A 20560-nucleotide genomic window follows, 5' to 3' on the forward strand; every position below is an offset into this window, starting at 1 on the left:
ACCACCGTAGCGGAAGAGCTATCTAAGTTATCAGCTACCGCATCGCCGATCATCATCACAGAACGCGGCGAAGAACTGTACCGATCCACCCTTCTGAGGGCGGAGAAAATTTATAAAAACATTTGAAAGAGACAACATGAACGCAATCACACTTACCCCCGGCGTAACCTACCAATATGATATTGGTAAGCTCTACTCCCCATCAGAACGTCAGGCTATCGAAAGACATAACGATAGTGTCTTCCAGGAGGCGCGGCGTCGGCAGCAAGCCGAGATCGAGGAGCATACCCGACGAGCGTACGAGAGTAATCGACCTATGTCTAGTGAGGAATACTATCAACTTGCTCTAGATAGGGAGGCTCAGAAACAACTAAAGCAGAAAGAAGAGGAGTTGTTGGCCGCTGCGAAGGAGCAAGAGAAAATTGATTTTATGGAGTCCTCCCCTCCCTCTGTTGAGCTTGTAGAAGCTAACGCAATGATGTTTTTGAAAACACTCCAAGAATGGATTCAACGCGGCTACGAAATTGACCTTAATCGCGTTCTTCATTTTGTGCCGGGGTGTTTTGCAGTCAGGCTGATTCGTTCCATGCCCAATTAATAAATCTTATGCAAAGAGAATTAATTAGAAAGTACCTATATATGAACGCCCCAAGTTGGGGCGTTTTTCATGACCTAATGGATCAGTACGATATGACGCAGTCTGATCTATTCGATTACCTATTAACTATCGCCACTACGGCAGGAGACCATATTGACCGGAGCAATACCAAACCCGCAATTTCTAAAGTTTAGAAAATACTTGGAGCAAGAGGGATTCTGCCTACTTGTGAATACAAAATTCAAAGAAATAGTTTTATACAACTGGGTCAGCAAGGCGACTGAGCCACTATCGGTTTTGCCTATTAGGTTTAAAAGATGGGATGCCGCAAAATCGGATGCCACGGGAATTACTGACTATATCAAGTGTTCTCTTGAGTTGGTATCAGGCGAGGTATTCGTACCTAATGCTGGTAGGTATATAACGTCTCACGGCAGTACATGGGTGAATATCCACAATCCATTCCAAACAAGCAGCGGATCGTGCGAAGTCTCGCCTCTCTTCCTGGAGTTGTTTGAACGCCTATTTCCCGTAGAAGAGGAAAGGCATGTCTGTGTGCAGTGGATGGCCGATATTGTGCAGAATCCGGAGCATAGGCCATCTTGGCATCTAATGCTGTCATCAGCGCCTGGGACTGGCAAGGGATTTCTCTTCCACAACATCCTTACCCCCATCCTCCAGCATACTCACCTCGTAAAGGACTATGACGGGTTAATGGGGAAGCACTCAGTTGCCCTTGCTCACAATCTATTGATCTTGCTGGACGATGCCAAGACCAGCAGCGATAGCATGGAGACGAAACTTAAGTCAGCGTTGTCGGAGCCAAGGGTCGCGATTGAACCCAAGCATGAAATGCCCCGTATGGTCGATACATATGCCCGTGTGATCTTGGCGAGCAATGAGCTTCGTCCGTTACGCTTAGATAAAGATGAGCGAAGGTGGTATGTACCCCAGCGGATTGAGCACCGCGTGTCTTTAGAAGAGACTGCCAATTTCATTTCTCAAATTGCGGCATGGCTGGAAGAGCCGGAGAGCCTCGGCAAAGTTTACAACTACTTTAAGACCTATTCGCTAGAAGGTTTCAATAGGAAATACGTCAATCAGACCGAGACTCTTAAGGAGATGATTGGTATGAGCGAGAGTCCTATTGAGGGATTTCTATCTGCGTACTTAGATGACGAGCCTGTTTTTACGTACAACGGCATTCAGGATGCGCTGGCTGCTGAAGGGTACAACAAACAAAAAGATAGCTACTTAAAGAGGCTGTTGAATGAAGCAGGCTATACGAACGGGAGATTTAAACGTAATTCACTGACGCTGTGGCATCCGAAATCACTAGCTAAAGATCAAGCACTGGCCAAATTTGATACAACCGCCAGCAGACTGTGACAACCATGACACCCATGCGACAGGCCTGTTACAGGGATGCCTGTCAGCTTAAAACTCAATAAACATAAGCCTTTCCGTCATTGTGACACCCATGACAACCATACTTTGAAGTTATTTTCAAATACGAAGTACAAGAACTTGTACTGAAGTTGGCGAAGGCGATTTTCCTAGGAGGACACGAATGACAAAGCAATATGACTCCAAAGCAGAAGCAGAGGCAGCGCCACTATTCGAGCGCTATGGCTGTATCCGCTGCGACAGCTTCTTACCTGCCACATTTCTCGATAAGGAAGGTGCCGAATTCCGCGCAAAGGCAGACTTTTACCATCCAGCCACAGGAATCTACATCGAGTATAAAAGTGCAGTATTAAACAGCACCACCACAAAGAGAACTGCCGCTAATAAGCTAGAAAGCCAACGCAGATATCGAGGAGGGACGCTCGCTAAGATTGATGAACTCAAATATAGCTGGTCTCACTCGGCATACAAGCAAGGACTGGTGCAAGAGGAACTAGGCCCGGATAACTTTATCATTATATTCAAGGACGCCATTGCCGGGCCAGATATGGATCGCTACTTGAAACGGGGTATCGTCGCAATCACCTTAAAATCCTTGCCAACTTGGCTTGCTTACCAACAGTTGTCGAGAAAGGGTCTGGCGGTCGGCTTCAAGCTTATAGGCGACTCCCCGCTGACCTACAACAGGGAGCATCAGGCCTACGTATAAACTTTCGCTAATATAGTTATCACTAGCGCCTAAGCCCTTAGTTCGCTGTGGCAGTGTCTGCATTTGATTGCCTCAAACTTCACTTCTTCAGCGCAGTATGGACACTTCTTTATTCGCTTTGCAGTATCAACCGATACCTCTCTGACGTTTGCAGCTCCGCCCAAGTTCGAGGGTGACTCAACGGTCAAAATTAGACTTCGCAAGAGATCAAATATACCTCTTTCGCTCTCTGCACCCTTATGCGTTAAAGCCCAAACGGCCGAAGCAATCCAGCCTAGAAATGTCCATCCTAGAAATAGATTCAAAACGAAAATTGCATTGATTTTGGGATGGTGATTTGCCCAAGCTTCATAAGACGGCAAGAAGTAAAGCGAAAAGCTCGAAACTGCAAAAATAATTAAGAGCGCGTTGCCGTTATTCGCAGGATTGTAACTAAGCTTCCAAGTCAACAAACAGGTGAATGACAAGAGTATCAGGCGAATTAGAAACATTTATTCCCCCATGAGCTGTGGTTGTGGTGGTAGATCAGTTAAGGCGACGTACGATACTGGTCTCTAAATTTCTGTTCCATCTGTTCGCACACGCCCGCTATGAATCGCTTTGCAGCAGGATCGAGGGATTTCTTTTCATACTCTTGCCAGCAAACTGAAATAGCCCCTCGCGCTTTATATTTCTCGTCATTTTCTGGCGAGTTACTCTGGAGGATGCCAAGCAAGAGCATTGCCGCAACTCCGCCTAACGGATACCAGAGCCACCATTTGAAGTTCTTTGGCTTGGCCCCGCAGTTTGGGCAGGCGCTTGCATTTTCACTGATTTGCTTCCCGCACTCGTAACAGTCAATCATTGTCAGCCACCCCTTTTATTGTCACTAATTATTATACTAAAAGTTTAATATTTAAAACCCAAGGTTTGCCACTGGTACTACGCCGATCTACAGAATTGGCTAATGCCAGTTAAACCAACAGCCCAAAAACAGTTCTCCAAGCGTCTCCGGGAAGTTCTTGCAACGCTTAATCCACCTATCCTCACAGCAGCGGAGTTCGCTCGTCAATTTTCACTGCGCTACAAAGGCGTCTCCCCCTCTCCCGTCGCTGTGCGCAAGTGGTGGGATGGCCTGACAATGCCAACCGATGAAAAGATGGAAGCATTGGCGTTATGGCTCAATGTACCTATCCACTGGCTTAGGTATGGCGATGTCAATAAGATAACGGAAAAATCTGATCTTACATCGGAAGAAGCTCAACTATTGTTGAATTGGCGATCACTTCCCGTTGCCCGTCGCAAAATCCTCATGGCTCTGATTCAAGATTTGAGTAAGTAGCCGCGTATGTAATAACTCACCCCGCACAATAAGAGCAAATACTCGCAAATATAGAGTTTGAGGCTACACACAGCCCGTAATGCTCAACAAACCAGTGTGCCTATCTCCCTGGTCTTAGCTGCGAACTCCTCGCCATTAGCTCCACACCCCCGTGTCTACAAAGGTGTAGCTTTTTATACACCCTGTCAGCCGTGTCAAATTGCACCTTTCAGCCGTCTTAAAAGGTTATAAATTCAATTTATTTACACTTTTCTCAAAAGGTGGTTTATCATTTGTAGACACCATCACATCGAGGGCTGCAAATGAAGGTTGGATACATTCGAGTATCAACGGTCGATCAGAACACCGACCGCCAGTTGGAAGGCCTGATGCTGGATAAGACATTTACCGACAAGGCATCAGCAAAAAATACTACTCGACCGGCTTTGCAGGAAATGCTTGGGTTTGTAAGGGAAGGCGATCAGGTATATGCGCACTCGATTGATCGCCTAGCCCGTAACCTTATCGATTTGAGGACGCTTATCAATCAGCTCACAGGCAAAGGGATTAGCGTCACCTTTGTTAAAGAAGGCTTGACCTTCTCGGGCGAAGCAAACCCTATGAACACTCTCATGCTTTCCATGATGGGAGCATTTGCCGAGTTTGAGCGGGAGTTGATTAAAGAAAGGCAGAGAGAAGGCATCGCCTCTGCCAAACGCGTAGGAAGGCATCTAGGACGTGCTAGGAGCCTTTCCGAGACGGACGTTGCAGTTATCAGGGAACGGGTTGCATCAGGGGCCAACAAGAGCGACTTAGCCAAAGAGTTCAAGGTATCGAGAGCCACTCTTTATAAAGCTCTGGCTAGCAAGAATGCCTAGAAAACCAATAGCTCCTTCACTCCGTACACCCCGCGCAAGATATTTCAAAATTAAGAGTTTTTGATAATTTTTAACCGGGAGTACGGTGTTGAGGATCGAGTAAGCCACAGGGATATTTTTGGTGCACACATTCTGCACACGACGAGCCTGAAATCCCTTATTTTTAGGCTTTTTCTATCCAATCCATCATGGGCGCAACCGACAAGGTACGGGGAGGCAGGGATGTCTTCATAAACTGACGAAATACTTCATTAAAGTTCCGGGCTGTATACCGGAAAACCAGGCAACAAGCGCCTGCTTGGCAGTCGAGGTGAACAAGCTTTCATTGTCCCGTTTCAGCACCGAAGATCGGCCGTCGCCGCAAATAGAAAGCCCGCAAGGCTTGCGCGTTGCGGGCTGGTGTCCCCTCTATCCTCTTCGAGATAGGATTTTTCGTACAGCGGACACGATTCTGCACCACAATCCGGCAGCCGTCATTTCGCATTGCACAAAAACAGCGCAACCCACACTGTTTTGGGACAAACGTTCATCTCACACAACGTTCAACGGAAACAAAGGGACTGAATTCACTTCGCCCGGCAGGCTCAACACCGCCATCATCGGGACTTCACGCCAAAAGGCAAAAAAAAAGCCCACAACCGAAGTTGCGGGCTTGAATCCAATTCTTTAGGAGGAAATTGGAGGAGACAGGAGTAACTATATGGCAGTGCATCATGGCTGTCTGCTTTTTTGTGCTGATATCAGCTATTCACAAACCTGATATCACCACCAGCCCAGCCTGCCTTTTACCGCTCCCCACTGCAGGCAGTCCCATCAAGGACCGCCCTTCCCTGCTATTGAATCAAATGGATTCTTCGCGCGACGCCTTCTTGCGCTCGTGTTCCTTCAGGTGACGCTTGCGCAGGCGGATGCTCTTCGGGGTCACTTCGACCAGTTCGTCGTCTTCGATGAATTCCACCGCGTATTCCAGCGACAGTTCGATCGGCGGCACCAGGCGCACTGCTTCGTCGGTACCGGAAGCACGCACGTTGGTCAGCTGCTTGCCCTTGATCGGGTTGACGACCAGGTCGTTGTCACGCGAGTGGATACCGATGATCATGCCTTCGTACACCGGGTCGTTGTGGCTGACGAACATGCGGCCGCGATCCTGCAGCTTCCACAGTGCGTAGGCCACGGCAGCGCCGTCGTCCTGGGAGATCAGCACGCCGTTGCGACGGCCGGCCAGTTCGCCCTTGCTGGTATCGACCGGCTTGTAGTCGTCGAAGACGTGGCTCATCAGGCCGGTGCCGCGGGTCAGGGTCATGAATTCACCCTGGAAGCCGATCAGGCCACGTGCCGGGATGTGGTATTCCAGGCGCACACGGCCCTTGCCGTCCGGTTCCATGTTCTGCAGGTCGCCACGGCGGCGGCCCAGTTCTTCCATCACGCCACCCTGGTGGGTTTCTTCGACGTCGACGGTCAGGTTTTCGTACGGTTCTTCACGCACGCCGTCGACCATGCGGAACACCACGCGCGGACGCGAGACGGCCAGCTCGAAGCCTTCACGGCGCATGTTTTCAATCAGGATGGTCAGGTGCAATTCACCACGGCCCGACACTTCGTAGGTCGAGTCGTCGTTCTCGGCCTGCACCACGCGCAGGGCCATGTTGGACTTCAGCTCCTTTTCCAGGCGGTCGCGGATCTGGCGGGTGGTGACGAACTTGCCTTCGCGGCCAGCCAGCGGCGAGGTGTTGACCATGAAGTTCATGGTCAGGGTCGGCTCGTCCACCTTCAGCATCGGCAGGCCGTTGGGCGCGTCCGGGGAGCAGATGGTGGAGCCGATGCCGATTTCCTCGATACCGTTGATCAGGACGATGTCGCCAGCCAGGGCTTCATCGACCAGCACGCGCTCCAGGCCCTTGAAGGTCAGCACCTGGTTGATGCGGGCCTTGGTCGGCTTGTCTTCCGGACCATTCATCCACACCACGTCCTGACCGCCCTTGACGCGGCCGGCCAGGATGCGGCCCACGCCGATCTTGCCGACGTAGGAGGAGTATTCCAGCGAGGTGATCTGCAGTTGCAGCGGTGCGTCCGGATCATCCTTGCGGGCCGGGACGTACTTCAGGATGGCGTCGAACAGCGGTTCCATGTTGCCGTCGCGCGCTTCCGGATCCAGGCTGGCGTAGCCGTTCAGGCCCGACGCGTAGATCACGGGGAAGTCCAGCTGCTCTTCGGTGGCACCCAGCTTGTCGAACAGTTCGAAGGTGGCGTTGATGGCCCACTCGGCGCGTGCGCCCGGACGGTCGATCTTGTTCAGGACGACGATGGGCTTCAGGCCCAGGGCCAGTGCCTTGCGGGTCACGAAGCGGGTCTGCGGCATCGGGCCTTCCTGCGCATCCACCAGCAGCAGCACCGAGTCCACCATCGACAGCACGCGCTCGACCTCACCGCCGAAGTCGGCGTGGCCCGGGGTGTCGACGATGTTGATGTGGGTGCCCTTGTATTCCACCGCGCAGTTCTTCGACAGGATGGTGATGCCGCGTTCCTTTTCGATGTCGTTGGAGTCCATCACGCGGTTGTCCACTTGCTGGTTGTCGCGGAAGGTGCCGGACTGGCGCAGCAGCTGGTCCACCAGGGTGGTCTTGCCGTGGTCAACGTGGGCGATGATGGCGATGTTGCGAATTGCGCGGATATTGTTTGACATGGTGAATGTGGTTGGGAATGCCGAATCTCGGGAGGCGCGCATTATAGCATGTTGCGACGCATGAACTTTGGAAAAACCTGTGTTATCAACGGCTTGCCGAGCCCTGCGGGCTATCCCGGAAGGCCAGGCTGCAAGCCGTTTTGACGCTATCTGTCCTCAGGCGGTGGACACCAGCCTTTCGGGGGCCAGGATGGCGTATTCCTGCAACAGTCCGGTGCCCAGCAAGGCGCCGTCCGAACTGCGATAAACACGTACGCGGCCGGCCTGCTCCGGCACGGCCACCCCTTCCTTGCCCAGCGGCAAGCGCTGGCCGTGCAGGAAGCGGCGTGCCAGCTCGTCGCTGAGCTGCACCGCGGGGAAGCTGCGCAAGAGGCCGTCCACCGGCAGCAACAGGGCCTTGCGGGCCTCCAGCTCGCCGGCGGCATCGAACGCCTCAAGCGTGACCGAACCATCGAGCGTGAGAGCGCCGACCCCAGTGCGCCTGAGGGCATTGAGGTGGGCCCCGCAGCCCAGTACTTCGCCAATATCTTCACCCAGCACGCGGATATATGTCCCTTTGCTGCAAGTGACACGGATGCGCAACAGGGGGGCCTGGTAGTCCAGCAGTTCCAGGGTGTGGATGATGACGTTGCGGGCTTCGCGCTCCAGCGTAATGCCGGCGCGGGCGTATTCGTACAAGGGCTTGCCGTCGCGCTTCAAGGCCGAGTGCATCGGCGGGACCTGGCTGATGGGGCCACGGAACTGCGCCAGCGCGGCTTCGATCTGCGCCACGCTGACCTCGACGGCGCGCTCGCTGATGACCTGGCCTTCGGTGTCGCCGGTGTCAGTGCGCACGCCCAGGTGGACCAGGGCTTCGTAGGTCTTGTCGGCTTCCAGCAAGTCCTGCGAGAACTTGGTGGCCTCGCCGAAACACAGCGGCAAAAGCCCCGTGGCAAACGGATCCAGGGTGCCGGTGTGCCCGGCCTTGGGCGCGTTGAGCATGCGCTTGGCGCGGATCAGGGCGTCGTTGCTGGACAAGCCAACCGGCTTGTCCAGCAACAGCACGCCGTGCACCGGCACGCGCGGGGGACGCGCCGGGCGTGCCTGCTGGCTGCGCTTGGCACGCGGCTGCTGCGGTTCAGGGGAAGCGGAGACAGTGTCCGCCGTCGTATCGTCGGCCATGAAATGCAAGACCGGCCCACGCCCCGCTGAAGGGAAACGCAGACCGGTATGAAAAGTATGAAGAAAACTGCAATGCAACGGGAAAAGAAACGCCCGTCTTCAAGCCTCGTCGTCCGAATCCTTGGCGCGGGTAGCGTTGGCTTCGTCGATCAGGCGCGACATTTCAATGCCGCGTGCGGTCGAGTTGTCATGCACGAAATGCAGTTCCGGCAGGGTGTGGATGGTCAACCGGCGGCCCAGCTGGGTACGCAGGTAACCGCCCGCCTTGCGCAGGCCGGCCAGGGTGTTCTTGATCGCGTCCGGGTTGTCCACCAGCGTGGTGAAGAAGACCTTGGCGTGCGCGTAGTCCGGGGTGACCTGCACTTCGGTAATGGTGATCATGCCCACCCGCGGATCCTTCAGCTCGAAGGCGATCAACTCCGACAGGTCGCGCTGGATCTGGTCGGCGACGCGCAAGCCGCGTCCGGGAATGGATTTGCTGTGTTTTGCCATGCTTTAAAAAAACAATCCGCCGATGGCGTGGCGGGAGGATTCCCGCGTTGCTGCGACGGATCTTGCCAGTGAAGCCGGCGCATCGCGAACGATACGCCGGCGTATTGCATTACAGGGTACGGGCGACTTCCTGGACTTCGAAGATTTCGAGCTGATCGCCCACTTCGATGTCGTTGTAGCCCTTGAGCGAAAGACCGCACTCGAAGCCCGACTTGACTTCCTTGACGTCGTCCTTGAAGCGCTTGAGCGAGTCCAGTTCGCCAGTCCACACCACCACGTTGTTGCGCAGCAGGCGCACTTGCGAGCCACGCTTGACCAGGCCTTCGAGCACGTAGCAGCCGGCGATCGAACCGACCTTGCTGACCACGAACACCTGGCGGATTTCCACCAGGCCCAGCGCCTGTTCGCGCTTTTCCGGGGACAGCATGCCCGACATCGCGGCCTTCACCTCGTCCACCGCATCATAGATGATGTTGTAGTAACGGATGTCCACGCCAGCGGCTTCTGCCAGCTTGCGCGCCGACGCGTCGGCACGGGTGTTGAAGCCGATGATGACGGCCTTCGAAGCCACAGCCAGGTTGACGTCGTTTTCGCTGATGCCGCCCACGGCGGCGTGCACCACCTGGACGCGCACTTCGGCCGTCGACAGCTTCTGCAAGGACTGCACCAGGGCTTCCTGGGAACCTTGCACGTCGGTCTTGATGATCATCGGCAGGTTCTTGACCTCGCCTTCGGTCATCTGGTCGAACATGTTTTCCAGCTTGGCGGCCTGCTGCTTGGCCAGCTTCACGTCGCGGAACTTGCCCTGGCGGAACAGGCCGATTTCGCGCGCCTTGCGCTCGTCGGTCATGACCACCACTTCTTCACCGGCGGAGGGCACTTCGGTCAGGCCCTGGATTTCCACCGGCAGGGACGGGCCTGCCTCGGCGATGTTCTTGCCGTTTTCGTCCAGCATCGCACGCACACGGCCGTAGGCCGAACCGGCCAGCACGACGTCGCCGCGCTTCAAGGTACCGGACTGCACCAGGATCGTTGCCACCGGGCCGCGGCCCTTGTCCAGCTTGGCTTCGATCACCAGGCCACGGGCCGGCACATCGACCGGTGCCTTCAGTTCCAGCACTTCGGCTTGCAGCAGGACGTTTTCCAGCAGCGAGTCGATGCCTTCGCCGGTCTTGGCGGAGACGGGGATGAACGGGGCATCGCCACCGTATTCTTCCGGCACCACTTCTTCGGCGATCAGTTCCTGCTTGACGCGGTCGGGGTTGGCACCCGGCTTGTCGATCTTGTTGATGGCCACCACCAGCGGTACACCGCCGGCCTTGGCGTGGGCAATCGCTTCCTTGGTCTGGGGCATGACGCCGTCGTCGGCGGCCACCACCAGGATCACGATGTCGGTTGCCTTGGCACCACGGGCACGCATGGCGGTGAACGCCTCGTGGCCCGGGGTATCCAGGAAGGTGATCATGCCGCGCGGGGTTTCCACGTGGTAGGCACCGATGTGCTGGGTAATGCCGCCGGCTTCACCGGAAGCCACCTTGGTGCGGCGGATGTAGTCCAGCAGCGAGGTCTTGCCGTGGTCGACGTGACCCATGACGGTGACCACCGGTGCGCGCGGGGTCGCTTCGGCGTCGGCGTGTTCTTCGCCTTCGACCAGCAGGGCTTCCGGATCGTCCAGCTTGGCGGCGTGGGCGCGGTGGCCCATTTCTTCCACCACGATCATCGCGGTTTCCTGGTCCAGCACCTGGTTGATGGTGACCATCTGGCCCAGCTTCATCAGGTGCTTGATGACCTCGGAGGCCTTGACCGCCATCTTGTGGGCCACTTCGGCCACGGTGATGGTTTCGGGCACGTAGACGTCATGCACGACGGCTTCGGTCGGGACCTGGAAGTTGCTTTCACGCTGGTCATCGCCATGCGAGTGACGACGGCCCTTGGGGCCGGCACGCCAGCCGTCACGGCCGCCACCACCGGTGGCGCCACGCGACTTCATGCCGCCGGCACCACGCTTCTTGGCATCGTCCTGCCAGGTGGAGGAGACATTGGCCGACTTGATCGACTTCTTGTCTGCGGCCACGGCGGGCTTCTTGTCATCCTTCTTTTCGCCCGGCTTGGCAGCGGTGGCAGGCTTGTGCAGCGTGCCTTCCGAGGTCTTGGCCGGTGCCGGTGCGGGTTCCGGTGCCTTGATGACGCGACGCGGCGCATTCATCATGGCCTTGATCTGGGCCACTTCGTCTTCCACGGCCTTGCGCGCACGGTCAGCGGCGGCAGCACGGTCAGCGGCTTCCTTGGCGGCAGCTTCTGCCTTTTTCTTCGCTTCTTCAGCAGCAGCGCGCTTCTTTTCTTCCGCAGCCGGATCCACGGCGGGGGCCGGTGCGGCAGCCGCAGCAGGCGCCTTCGCGCTGGCCGCAGCAGCGGCCTTGGCCTTCTCGGCTTCAGCTGCCGCAGCGGCGGCTTCAGCTGCCTGGCGCTTGGCTTCGGCTTCGGCTTCTTCACGGGCACGTTGCTGTTCCAGCTCGGCGGCCTTGGCCTGGGCGGCGCGTTCGGCCTCCAGTTGCGCCAGGCGTTCTTGCTGGGCCTTCAGTTCAGCCTGACGGCGAGCCTCTTCCTGCTCACGTTCCTGCGCTTCGATGGCCGGGTCGCGCTGAGGCGCCGCAGCACGCGCTGCGGACTCGTCGGCACCGGGCTCGTCACGCTTGATGAAGGTGCGCTTCTTGCGCACTTCCACCTGGATCGTGCGCGATTTGCCGGTTGCATCGGCCTGCTTGATCTCGGTGGTTTCCTTGCGGGTCAGCGTGATCTTCTTCTTCTCGCCTTCCGGCGCGGCTCCGCGCGAACGGCGCAGGTGTTCAAGCAGGCGGTCCTTGTCTTCCTTCGACAGGGAGTCGGATGCAGAGCTCTTCTCGACACCGGCCGAACGCAGCTGGGTCAGCAGCAGGTCAGCGGGCATCTTAAGCTCGGTGGCAAATTGGGCAACGTTGTTACTCGCCATTCAGTCCTCTTTTCTATGTGGCTCGGCAGATGATGTGGAGACGCTCCGCTTCTCAGCGGCCTTCGACTGCGCTCCATGCCTTGGCCTGCAGGGCCTTGGCGCGCTCATCGTATTTGGAATCGATGAGCTTCATTTCATCGTCGGTCACATCTTCAAATGCATTTTCAATCAGTTGGCGCGCGCGCTCGGAAGGCAGGGCCAGGATCGCGCCGAATTCGTCATAAGCCAGGCCGGCGAAGGCCGGCAGCGTCTTCACGCCTGCCAGGCCCAGCTTGCCGGCCAGCACACGGTCCAGGCCTTCGAAGTTGATCAGCTCCTCTTCCATGCCTTCCAGGCCTTCTTCGGAGGCGATCGCTTCGGTCACCAGGGCGTCGCGGGCGCGGTTGCGCAGCTCATTGACGGTCTCTTCGTCGAACGATTCGATCTCCAGCATCTCGGTGATCGGCACGTAGGCGATTTCTTCCAGGGTCGAGAAACCTTCCTCGACCAGGATGTCGGCCACTTCCTGGTCAACATCGAGCTTTTCCATGAACAGCGTACGGATCAGCGCGGTCTCGGCCGCCGACTTGTCGGCCGATTCCTCGGCCGTCATGATATTGATCTGCCAGCGGGTCAGCTCGGCTGCCAGACGCACGTTCTGGCCGCCGCGGCCGATGGCGATGGCGAGGTTTTCTTCATCCACCACCACATCCATGGCGTGTTTTTCTTCATCGACGACGATGGAGGTCACGTTGGCCGGGGCCAGCGCGCCGATGACGAACTGGGCCGGGTCTTCCGACCACAGCACGATATCCACGCGCTCGCCGCCCAGCTCTCCGGTGACGGCCTGGACGCGCGAACCGCGCATGCCCACGCAGGTACCGATGGGGTCGATGCGCTTGTCGGCGGTGTAGACCGCGATCTTGGCGCGCACACCCGGGTCACGGGCAGCCGACTTGATTTCCAGCGAACCTTGTTCGATTTCCGGCACTTCCAGCTCGAACAGCTTCATGATGAATTCCGGCGCAGTACGCGACAGGATCACCTGCGGGCCACGGGCACCACGGTCCACGCGCAGGATGTAGGCACGCACGCGGTCGCCGATACGCAGGTTTTCCTTGGGGATCATCTGGTCGCGCGGCAGGCGGGCTTCGATCTTGCCGGACTCGATGATGGCGTCACCGCGCTCCATGCGCTTGATGGTGCCGGTCACCAGGGCATCGCCACGGGCCAGGAAGTCGGCCAGGATCTGTTCGCGCTCGGCGTCGCGGATACGCTGCAGGACGACCTGCTTGGTGTCTTGCGCGAAACGGCGGCCGAATTCGACGGATTCGATCGGATCTTCGATGTATTCGTCGACTTCGATATCGGGGAACTGATCCTTGGCTTCGAACAGCAGCACTTCCTGGTCGGGCAATTGCAGACCGGCTTCGTCGGGCACCACGTGCCAACGGCGGAAGGATTCGAATTCGCCGCTTTCGCGATCGATCGAGACGCGAATGTCGACCTCGCCTTCATAGCGCTTCTTGGTAGCCTGCGCAAGCGCATGCTCCAATGCGCCGAAGACGACTTCCTTATCGACGTTCTTTTCGCGCGCCAGCGCATCGACCAACAACAAAATTTCGCGACTCATCCTTTGCGACTCCTAAAATCGACCTGCGGCACCAGGTGTGCCTTATCCACATCGGCCAGCGTGAAATTCAACACGGCAGCCGACCCATCGTTTGCTTCAAATTCCAATACCAGTTCCTCGCCTTCCGGTTCGCGCAACACGCCTTCATAGGTCTTGCGGTTGGACGTACCGGGCAGCGGCACGCGCAACTTGACGACGGCTTCGCAATCCACGAAGCGCACGAAGTCAATGAACTTCTTCAGGGGGCGGTCCAGCCCGGGCGAGGAGACTTCCAGGCGTTCATACAGCACGTTTTCCACGGTGAAGACGTGCAGCAGCTGATGCGTCGCCTTCTCGCAATCCTCGACAGTGATCGAACGCGCTTCTTCTGCTTCAGGGTCGAACGGGAAATCGATGAAGACGCGCACCAGACCGCGCGGTGCCTTCTCGAACTCAACCAGTTCGTAGCCCAGGCCCGCGAGGGTGGATTCGATCAGTTCCAGCAATTGCAAGACTATTTCTCCATCAGGATGCCGCCTGGCCAGCAAGGGCAGGCGGACATCTAAAATTGATCAGCAAAAAAAAAATGGGCATCTGCCCATCTTTTGTTATCCCACGCAACGCGAGATCACACATCACGCGAACCACCGCACTTCCATCCATCATGGCGCAGGCGGATCTATCAATGATTTATCACATATGCGATTCGCGGCAGGTTGCGTTTAACTAACACATTATAACCGATTCAGCTATTCACAGCAAATCCGGAATGATGTCAATTGTGATCGAAGCGCCAAAAACGTTCATAAAAAACGTCATCGGTGCATTTCACGCGCCACCGACCAGGCTGGGAAGACCTTGCCCGCCGCAACATTGCCGGCGAGCAAGGAAGAACATCAGCGACCGCCGCGACGGCGATTCATGCCCGGCAGACCGCCCAGCATGAAGTTCGCTGCAGTATTGCCTCCGCGCTGCGGACGATTGCCGCGACGCTGGTTGCCGGCGTCAGGGAAGCCCAGTGCGGTCTGCAGCGGATCGGGCTGGCGGCTCTTGGGCTGACCGCCTTTGTTGCCGCCACCGTAGTTGCCACCGTTGCCGTAGTTGCCACCACCGTTACCACCCTGGCCAAAGCTGCCGCCCTGGCGACCCTTTTGCGGACCCTTGTTCTGCATGCCGTTGCCGCGCGGGCCATTGCCCTGGCCACGGCCGGCCTGGCCGGCGTTGCCGCCATTGCCGGACTTGGCTTCCCCGGCCTGCTTTTCCAGACCACAGGCGGCCATCAGGTTGCGCACGGCGTTTTCTTCCAGCTCTTCCCAACGACCACGCTTCAGGGTCTGCGGGAGGGTCATGGCACCGTAGCGGGTACGGATCAGGCGCGACACGGTCAGGCCGACCGCTTCGAACATGCGGCGCACTTCACGGTTGCGGCCTTCGCCGATGGTCACGCGATACCACTTGTTCACCCCTTCACCGCCGCCATCGGCGATGCGCGAGAACTGGGCCGGGCCGTCATCGAGCTCCACGCCCGACAGCAGCTTCTGGCGCATGCCTTCCTCCAGCTCGCCCAGGGTTCGCACGGCGTATTCACGCTCGATGTTGTAACGCGGGTGCATCAGGCGGTTGGCCAGGTCACCGGAGGTGGTGAACAGCAGCAAGCCTTCGGTATTGAAGTCCAGGCGGCCCACGGCCAGCCACTTGCCGGCCTTCATGGTCGGCAGCCGGTCGAACACCGAGCTGCGGCCTTCCGGGTCGGCGTGGCTGACGATCTCGCCCGAAGGCTTGTGATAGACCAGCACGCGCGGCGGGCGCTTGCTCACCTTGCGCTGGATCAGCTTGCCGTTGATGCGCACGGCGTCAGTGGGCAGGATGCGCTGGCCGATGTGGGCCGGCTCGCCATTGACGGAGACGCGACCGGCCACGATCAGCTCTTCCATATCGCGGCGCGAACCCAGGCCGGCGTCCGCCAGCACCTTGTGCAGCTTGGGCGCGTCGTCCTCGGCGGTCAGGTCGCGGCGGCCGTTCTTGCCGCGCATCTGGTGCGGCTGGCGGCCACCGGCCTTGGCACCTTCGTCGCGGTCATACGCTTCGGAGGTCACGTAGGAGAAGATGTCATCGACCGGTTCGGCTGAGCGCAGGCCCAGTTGCGGGGCCTTGGGCTTCTTGCCGTTCTTCTCGAAATTCTTTTTGCCTTGCTGGCCGGGCTGGCCATTGTTCTTGCCGAACTGGCCACGCGGCTGGCGCTCGGTAGCAGCAACGGGAGCGGCGTCGCCCTCGTTCTTGCCATGCACCGATGCCGCATCGCCTCCACCAACGGCAGCGGCACGCTGGGCGGCGCGATTGTTGCGCAGGGCACGCGGACCACGCACGCCACGGCGGGCAGGCTTGGCGCGGTTCGGATCAACCGGTGCATCCAGCAGCACCGGCGGCGCCACCACCTCTTCACCAACGGTGACGATGACTTTCGGCAGTTCGGGCGCAGCCGCTGCAGGTGCAGGCGCTGCCGCTTCGGGTGCGGCAGCCTTGGGCTTGGCCGCACGCTTGGGCTTGGCCGCAGCGACCGGCGCGGGCTCCATGGCCAGGCTCATCTGGGCCGGCGCCTCGGCAGCCGGGGCGTCTACCGCCACGTCAGCCTTCTTGGCGCGGGGCTTGGCAGCGCGCGGCTTCTTTTCGGCAACCGGCGCGGACTCGACGACGGCCGCAGCCGGGGCCGGTGCAGCTTCATCGGCAACAGCCTTCTTGGCACGCGGTGCGCGCTTCTTCGGCGCATCCTCGTCAGCGGCCGCTTGCGGCGCGGCAGCGACTGCCTCGGCCGGTGCGGCGCTGGCCGCAGGCTTGCGGGTGCGCTTTTTCACCGGCTTGTCGGATGCGGCGGCATCGGCCGCGGCCAGGTCGACCTGGGTCTCGTCTTTGGAACTAGTTGGCTTCATTCTTCGAATCTGGATGTGGCGGACGCGCGTCATCTTCCCGCTGATCGGCCCGCTCGGTGGTGTCGTTGTGCTCGCCTGCCGCTTCGCCGGCGGCTTCGGTGGCGTCCGTGCCAGTTACGGCAACGTCTTGCTCAAAAGGTTCTTGCGCTTCTGGGGAAGCGTCTTCACTGCCTGCAGCGCGCTCTTCCCCGGCGGCGGCTGCTTCGATATCGGTTTGCTGGAGATCCCCTGCGGCGACCTCGCCGGCCTCGGGCACTTCAGGATCGGCGGCTGTTTCATCCTGCGCCGGCACCTCTGCCTCGGCGGCATCAATGGCTTCAGCAACTTCCGTTGATTCTGCAGTGGCGGCGGACTCAGACGCTTCGTTCGCGCCTGCATCCTCGCCCTCTTCCTGCTCGGCTTCTGCCAGGGCAGCCACACCGCCCTCCAACGCCTGCAATTCCAGCAGCGCGCCCTGGGCGGCCGCTTCGCCACTGACCTGCTGCAGCGGCGGCAATTCTTCCAGCGAACTCAAGCCCAGGTCATCCAGGAACTTGCGGGTCGTGGCAAACAGCGCCGGCCGGCCCGGTACGTCGCGGTGGCCGATCGATTCGATCCAGCCCCGGTCTTCCAGCATGCGAATGGTCTGGGTATTGACCGCCACGCCGCGAATCTCTTCGATGTCACCGCGCGTGACCGGCTGGCGGTAAGCGATGATGGCCAGCGTTTCCAGGGCGGCGCGGGTGTATTTCGGCGGCTTTTCCGGATTCAGGCGCTCCAGGTAGACCTTCATCTCCTTGCGGCTTTGGAAGCGCCAGCCGGTCGACAGGCTGACCACTTCCACCCCCTTGTCGGCCCATTCGGTGCGCAGTTCATCGAGCATCTGCCGGATCATCTCGGCATTGATGTCGCTGCTCTCTTCGCTCTCGGGATCGACGTACAGCTTCTTCAGATCATTGATCGACAGGGGCTCATGCGTGCAAAGCAATGCAGTTTCGAGGACTTTCTTGGCCTCAGCAATATTCATGTACCACTCTTGTGCGTCTTGTTGTTAACAAAGTTCAGCTGGCAGCTGGTCTCCGGCGCTACGGCTGCAGCCAGTCCGGCCTGCAGCGAAAGCTGAAACGGGCCAGGTACGGCAAGTCTTGCGCAGTGCTGTATGCGGCGGCGCTGCCTTCCGGTGTTTGGAGATTGAATGAGCTGGAATCTAAGACCCGGGCAAATCGGCGTCGCGGAGGACTCGCGCTTTCGCAAAGCCGTCATGTCGCGGGGTTGCGGACGGCCGACCTGCACCTTTTCAACTACCGGCCTTGCGTCATGGAGCCTTTGTTGGCCGCACAGGCTGCGGCGGTCGGGGCGCAAGGCATCAAAAGTACTGCGCGGAGTGTAGCACAAAGATTTGCGCCGATGCAGCCTGTTGCAGCCTGCGGACAATTATTTGCATGACCATTACCGACCCGTTCCCGCCTGCCGGGTCAGCCAGGCCGTGAAATCCTCCACCGTCATGGGCTTGCCGAAAAAGTAACCCTGCACTTCATCACAGGCATTTTCCTTGAGGAAAGCATGCTGCTCTTCATCCTCCACCCCTTCGGCAATGACGCGCAGGTTCAGGATGTGGGCCAGCGAGATGATGGCCTTGACGATGGCCGCACTGTCGGCATCTCGGACAATGTCCCGCACGAAGGACTTGTCGATCTTCAGCGCATCCACCGGGAAGCGGCGCAGGTACGAGAGGCTGGAATAGCCGGTGCCGAAATCGTCGACCGAGATCTGCAGGCCCAGGCGCTTGAGGGCATGCAGGGTTGCTACGCTCTTTTCGGCATCCTTCATGACCACGTTCTCGGTAATCTCCAGCTCCAGGCAGGAGGCGTCCAGCCCGCTCTGCCTGAGCACATCGGAGACGAACTCCGGCAGGCTCTGGTTGAGCTGGCGCGGCGACAGGTTGACCGCCACGGGAATTGTGGGCAAGCCGGCCTGCTGCCAGCGCTTGTTCTGGTGGCAGGCGGTGCGCAACACCCACTCCCCGATGGGCAGGATCAGGCCGGTCTCTTCGGCGAACGGGATGAAGCGGTCCGGCGGCACCATGCCCTGCTCCGGCGACTGCCAGCGAATCAGCGCCTCGGCGCCGATCACGCTGCCATCCTTCAAGCTCAGCTTGGGCTGGTAATAGAGCTTGAATTCTTCCTGATCCAGCGCGCGGCGCAAATTGATGAGCATTTCCAGGCGATTGCTGACCTGGGTATCCATCCATGGCGCAAAGAACTGGAAGTTGTTGCGCCCCTGCTCCTTGGCCCGGTACATGGCGGAATCGGCCTGTTTCAGCAGGGTCTCGACGTCCTTGCCGTCGACCGGATAGCGGCTCACCCCGATACTGGCGGTGACCTGGAATTCGCGGTCGCCGGCCTGCCAGGGCCGCGCCACGGTGGCCAGGATGCGCTGCATCACCTCGGCGATGCCCAGCTCGCCCCCGGTCTGGTTCTGCAGCACCAGCACGAATTCGTCGCCACCCTGGCGCGCCACCATGTCGGTGTCGCGCAGGCAGGCCTGCAGGCGCTGCGCCACGGTCTTGAGCAATTCATCGCCCACCTGGTGGCCCAGGCTGTCATTGATGAACTTGAACTGGTCCAGGTCCAAGAAGGCCACTGCCGTCAATCCGCCCTTCTGCCGCGCCACCTGGATAGCCCGCTGCAGGTGCTCGTGGAGCATGTTGCGGTTGGGCAATCCGGTGAGCGCATCATGGGTGGCGTGGTGGCGCATCTCGGCTTCATAGAGCTTGCGCTCGGTGATGGCTTCAACCGTGCCTTCGTAGCAGACCAGCTTGCCACTGTCGTCATAGACGGCGCGGGCGTTCTCGGAAATCCAGATGATGTCGCCATCGCGCCGGTACACCCGCGACTCGAAATTGGAAACCGACCCGTGCTGTTCCATCAGGCGCATGAATTCCGTGCGCCGTTCCGCCTCCACATACAGTTGATGGCTGATGTCGCGCAAACCGACGATCAGGTCTTCCGGCGAGTGGTAACCGTAGATGCGCGCCAGCGCAGGGTTGACGGCGATGTAGGTGCCATCGGGCGTGGTCTGGAACACGCCCTCGATGGCGTTCTCGAAGATGCTGCGGTAACGGCGCTCCGCCTCCTGCAGGGCCTGGGCCGCCTCCTTGCGCTCGGTCACGTCCTGCAGGAAGCCTTCCATGGCCTCGACCTTGCCGGCCGCGTTGTACAAGCCCACGCCGCGCTCCCACACCCAGCGCACGCCGCCGTCGGCGTGCAGAATGCGATATTCGATGTCGATGCGGCGCCGCTCGCGCATGCAGGTGTCGATATGGCTGCGCACCATCGCCCGGTCTTCAGGATGCGTCAGCTGCAGGAAGGAGATGCGGCTGTTGAGCAGCAGGTCCTCGGGCGCATAGCCGGTCAAGGCGTGGCAGCCTTCGCTGACGAATTCGAGGGTCCAGTGGGCGTCATCACGGCAGCGGTAGACCATGCCGTCCAGGTTGGCCAGCAGGGTTTCCAGCAGCCGTGGCGGACGCGCCATGGCCACTACCGCCTCACTCTGTGCACCCTCGTGACGGCACAAGGCCCGCGCGGCAGGCCGCAATGAGGAGGAGGAAGAGGCAGCCGCTGCGCCTCGTGAAGCAACTGTTTTCATAACGACATCGGTCTCTCGCCTTTGTGTGCAGGCGCGCTGTGGTTGTGGAGTTCGCTCAGGCGACGGTTCCCCACGGCGCCTGGCTGGAGGAGTCTTCAAAGCAATAAGGATGCCACTGTGCAAGCAACGGGCCTGCAGGCCCGTACCGAGGCCAGTCCACCCAAATCGGCAGGAAAAACCCTTCACTTCGTCGCGCAC

Annotated in this window: 15 protein-coding genes; 5 read left to right on the plus strand and 10 right to left on the minus strand. The window is 58.9% G+C overall.

Annotated features, from left to right (window positions below; all coding sequences use genetic code 11):
- The first annotated feature begins 136 nt into the window (after window positions 1-136).
- The 3 genes from CEJ45_RS17300 to CEJ45_RS17310 all read left to right on the plus strand — a co-directional run bounded on the left by CEJ45_RS17300 (window position 137) and on the right by CEJ45_RS17310 (window position 2714).
- Window positions 137-598: a hypothetical protein gene (locus CEJ45_RS17300; protein ID WP_088756283.1), complete on the plus strand. Its 462-nt coding sequence runs from the start codon at window positions 137-139 to the stop codon at window positions 596-598.
- Between the two features lie 153 nt (window positions 599-751).
- Complete coding sequence (locus CEJ45_RS24625; protein ID WP_141107019.1) at window positions 752-1987, plus strand: primase-helicase family protein; 1236 nt, start codon at window positions 752-754, stop codon at window positions 1985-1987.
- A gap of 181 nt (window positions 1988-2168) precedes the next feature.
- The gene (locus tag CEJ45_RS17310; protein WP_088756285.1) at window positions 2169-2714 is read left to right on the plus strand and encodes a hypothetical protein; all 546 of its coding nucleotides are present in this window, start codon (window positions 2169-2171) and stop codon (window positions 2712-2714) included.
- 29 nt (window positions 2715-2743) lie between these two features.
- On the opposite strand, the gene CEJ45_RS25380 is transcribed toward CEJ45_RS17310, so the two are convergent.
- Window positions 2744-3205, minus strand: coding sequence for a superinfection immunity protein (locus CEJ45_RS25380; protein WP_088756286.1), 462 nt, complete (start codon window positions 3203-3205; stop codon window positions 2744-2746).
- Window positions 3206-3660: 455 nt separating this feature from the next.
- Between CEJ45_RS25380 and CEJ45_RS24630 the strand changes: the two genes are divergently transcribed.
- Window positions 3661-4035, plus strand: a complete 375-nt coding sequence (locus CEJ45_RS24630) for a hypothetical protein (protein WP_141107020.1) — start codon at window positions 3661-3663, stop codon at window positions 4033-4035.
- Between the two features lie 302 nt (window positions 4036-4337).
- Window positions 4338-4892, plus strand: a complete 555-nt coding sequence (locus tag CEJ45_RS17320) for a recombinase family protein (protein WP_088756287.1) — start codon at window positions 4338-4340, stop codon at window positions 4890-4892.
- Window positions 4893-5733: 841 nt separating this feature from the next.
- Here CEJ45_RS17320 and typA read toward each other — a convergent pair.
- From typA to CEJ45_RS17365, 9 genes are all read right to left on the minus strand, one after another.
- Window positions 5734-7575 carry a translational GTPase TypA gene (gene typA, locus CEJ45_RS17325; RefSeq protein WP_088756288.1) on the minus strand — a complete coding sequence of 614 codons (1842 nt, stop codon included), beginning with the start codon at window positions 7573-7575 and terminating at the stop codon, window positions 5734-5736.
- 156 nt (window positions 7576-7731) lie between these two features.
- Window positions 7732-8736 carry a tRNA pseudouridine(55) synthase TruB gene (gene truB, locus CEJ45_RS17330; protein WP_088756289.1) on the minus strand — a complete coding sequence of 335 codons (1005 nt, stop codon included), beginning with the start codon at window positions 8734-8736 and terminating at the stop codon, window positions 7732-7734.
- 99 nt (window positions 8737-8835) lie between these two features.
- A complete protein-coding gene (gene rbfA, locus CEJ45_RS17335; protein WP_006464329.1) occupies window positions 8836-9228 on the minus strand; it encodes a 30S ribosome-binding factor RbfA in 393 nt (130 codons plus the stop codon).
- A gap of 109 nt (window positions 9229-9337) precedes the next feature.
- On the minus strand, window positions 9338-12217 hold the full coding sequence (gene infB / locus CEJ45_RS17340) for a translation initiation factor IF-2 (protein WP_088756290.1): 2880 nt from the start codon (window positions 12215-12217) through the stop codon (window positions 9338-9340).
- Window positions 12218-12269: 52 nt separating this feature from the next.
- On the minus strand, window positions 12270-13829 hold the full coding sequence (gene nusA / locus CEJ45_RS17345) for a transcription termination factor NusA (RefSeq protein ID WP_088756291.1): 1560 nt from the start codon (window positions 13827-13829) through the stop codon (window positions 12270-12272).
- A complete protein-coding gene (rimP, locus tag CEJ45_RS17350) occupies window positions 13826-14320 on the minus strand; it encodes a ribosome maturation factor RimP (RefSeq protein ID WP_075259416.1) in 495 nt (164 codons plus the stop codon). The genes nusA and rimP overlap by 4 nt, the downstream gene beginning before the upstream one ends.
- A 384-nt stretch (window positions 14321-14704) precedes the next feature.
- Window positions 14705-16735: a 23S rRNA pseudouridine(2605) synthase RluB gene (gene rluB, locus CEJ45_RS17355; protein ID WP_088756292.1), complete on the minus strand. Its 2031-nt coding sequence runs from the start codon at window positions 16733-16735 to the stop codon at window positions 14705-14707.
- Window positions 16722-17741 (minus strand): SMC-Scp complex subunit ScpB, encoded by a 1020-nt coding sequence (gene scpB, locus CEJ45_RS17360; protein ID WP_088756293.1) that lies wholly within the window; start codon window positions 17739-17741, stop codon window positions 16722-16724. The genes rluB and scpB overlap by 14 nt, the downstream gene beginning before the upstream one ends.
- Window positions 17742-18163: 422 nt before the next feature.
- Window positions 18164-20248 (minus strand): putative bifunctional diguanylate cyclase/phosphodiesterase, encoded by a 2085-nt coding sequence (locus tag CEJ45_RS17365; RefSeq protein ID WP_187697704.1) that lies wholly within the window; start codon window positions 20246-20248, stop codon window positions 18164-18166.
- Window positions 20249-20560 lie beyond the last annotated feature (312 nt).

The sequence above is a fragment of the Herbaspirillum aquaticum genome (assembly GCF_002213425.1).
Taxonomy (GTDB): Bacteria; Pseudomonadota; Gammaproteobacteria; order Burkholderiales; family Burkholderiaceae_D; genus Herbaspirillum; species Herbaspirillum aquaticum.

Coding starts and splice junctions, on each gene's coding strand:
- CEJ45_RS17300 (WP_088756283.1), top strand. CDS start 137: ATGAACGCAATCACACTTACCCCCGGCGTAACCTACCAATATGATATT.
- CEJ45_RS17310 (WP_088756285.1), top strand. CDS start 2,169: ATGACAAAGCAATATGACTCCAAAGCAGAAGCAGAGGCAGCGCCACTA.
- CEJ45_RS25380 (WP_088756286.1), bottom strand. CDS start 3,205: ATGTTTCTAATTCGCCTGATACTCTTGTCATTCACCTGTTTGTTGACT.
- CEJ45_RS24630 (WP_141107020.1), top strand. CDS start 3,661: ATGCCAGTTAAACCAACAGCCCAAAAACAGTTCTCCAAGCGTCTCCGG.
- CEJ45_RS17320 (WP_088756287.1), top strand. CDS start 4,338: ATGAAGGTTGGATACATTCGAGTATCAACGGTCGATCAGAACACCGAC.
- typA (WP_088756288.1), bottom strand. CDS start 7,575: ATGTCAAACAATATCCGCGCAATTCGCAACATCGCCATCATCGCCCAC.
- truB (WP_088756289.1), bottom strand. CDS start 8,736: ATGGCCGACGATACGACGGCGGACACTGTCTCCGCTTCCCCTGAACCG.
- rbfA (WP_006464329.1), bottom strand. CDS start 9,228: ATGGCAAAACACAGCAAATCCATTCCCGGACGCGGCTTGCGCGTCGCC.
- infB (WP_088756290.1), bottom strand. CDS start 12,217: ATGGCGAGTAACAACGTTGCCCAATTTGCCACCGAGCTTAAGATGCCC.
- nusA (WP_088756291.1), bottom strand. CDS start 13,829: ATGAGTCGCGAAATTTTGTTGTTGGTCGATGCGCTGGCGCGCGAAAAG.
- rluB (WP_088756292.1), bottom strand. CDS start 16,735: ATGAAGCCAACTAGTTCCAAAGACGAGACCCAGGTCGACCTGGCCGCG.
- scpB (WP_088756293.1), bottom strand. CDS start 17,741: ATGAATATTGCTGAGGCCAAGAAAGTCCTCGAAACTGCATTGCTTTGC.
- CEJ45_RS17365 (WP_187697704.1), bottom strand. CDS start 20,248: ATGGCGCGTCCGCCACGGCTGCTGGAAACCCTGCTGGCCAACCTGGAC.